3 protein-coding genes are annotated in these 1,468 nt (G+C 42.6%); all 3 read right to left on the bottom strand.

The features are described from left to right. A partial coding sequence (locus PX481_RS12070) for a DUF433 domain-containing protein (protein ID WP_288094641.1) occupies window positions 1-139 on the bottom strand: 139 nt, incomplete at its 3' end. A gap of 320 nt (window positions 140-459) precedes the next feature. Next, window positions 460-1,089 carry a DUF1294 domain-containing protein gene (locus PX481_RS12065; protein ID WP_002761869.1) on the bottom strand — a complete coding sequence of 210 codons (630 nt, stop codon included), beginning with the start codon at window positions 1,087-1,089 and terminating at the stop codon, window positions 460-462. Between the two features lie 96 nt (window positions 1,090-1,185). Beyond that, the coding region (locus PX481_RS12060; RefSeq protein WP_288094640.1) for a hypothetical protein at window positions 1,186-1,468 on the bottom strand (283 nt) is incomplete at its 5' end.

Genomic DNA, 1,468 nt, shown 5'->3' with positions numbered 1-1,468 from the left:
GAAACTCTTGATGTAATTCTGCTCGATCGGGATAAGTTGCCAGTAGCTCAATCACTCGACGAACCGTAAGGCGAAGATTACGGATGCAGGGTTGCCCATTCATACGGTTTGGATTGCTCGTAATACGATCTAGTTTCATTAAAGTAATTCTATTTCTTCATGATCATTTTAACCTTTAGCGGGGGTAAGCAATGCTTGAAAGACATCCTCCACATATCCATTTTCCGTCATCAGATAAACCGTCACCCATACTATCTTTATATCACGTCCAAAAGCCTGTTAGTCAGATTAGCCCACACCACACTTAAACCCACAACTTCAATCAATGGGCATGGTGCGTTCCCCAAAAATCGATCGCTGGAGCAGTGGGACTTGCATTAGGGAACGCACCCTACAAGAGATGCGTACTGCTACGCAGTGCCTTCGGCATCGCACTGATGCTTTTAGAATCGCAATACCTCATAGCGTTCCTCCCGAAAACAGCCAAAACAGCCATACAACATAATGAAGGATCACGATCGCCCAAAAAGTGACTTGATAAGACTTTTTCTGACCTTTATGGCGCAATATTCGCTGGGCAATAAACCCGCCCAACCATCCACCTGCAAGTTCACACAGATGTAGCGTTTGTTCAGAAGTTCGCCAATCCTTTCGTTTAGCACGAGATTTATCATCTGCGTATAGAGCGTAAGTCACTAAACTCATTACGGGATAAAGAATCAGTGGAATGGGATTGCGTGTCGTCCATGTAAAATGAATAGCTCCAAACAAAGGCAGAAGCGACAACAGAACTACCTCAACTATCGGAAAGCTTGAAATGATGGCATCAGAGGGTTTAGTTCGACTACTTGAAGGTTCTGACTTGTTTCTTGCTCCCAGAATAAATGCGTTGTAAGCTCGAACTTTGCCATCTGAGTCAACTATGCAGTGGTAATAAATCGTGTCGTTTTCTTGTGGACGACGGGTTGCATCTTTAACTTCAGAAATATGCAAAAAAACTTCTTGACTCCCATCAACGGGTTGAATAAAACCAAATCCACGCTCATCTTTCCATTTTGTAAGCTTTCCACTGCGGAGACCGGATTGCATAAAAAATCTCAATAACGAAAACTTTGTGGTTCTAACAAATCATCTTCAAGGACAGCCACAATCAAAAAACGAAGCAGCCCAACTACATATTATAGGTCAACTTTCTGCATAAAACTCTCTGAGGCAACGATATGGTTCAACTTTCGGTATATCACTCCATTTAGGTGCGATTGCCAGAACTTTTTCCCATATCACGCCCAAAAGCGTGTTAGCCAGATTAGCATATTGCCAAAAACCTTGTTTAACTAAATTCCTGACAATTAGGCTCATTCTAGCGATGATTCTTCGATCTGACCGCACCCATTGACAAAAATTTACAATTATTCGACCTTTAGCGATCGCTATCGGGGGATAGTTGTTTTTTGTTACAGCAGTGGGG

Source organism: Microcystis sp. M53603_WE2, from assembly GCF_030065435.1.
Note: the sequence above shows the minus strand (reverse complement) of the source record. Positions and strands in the feature narration are given on the sequence as shown.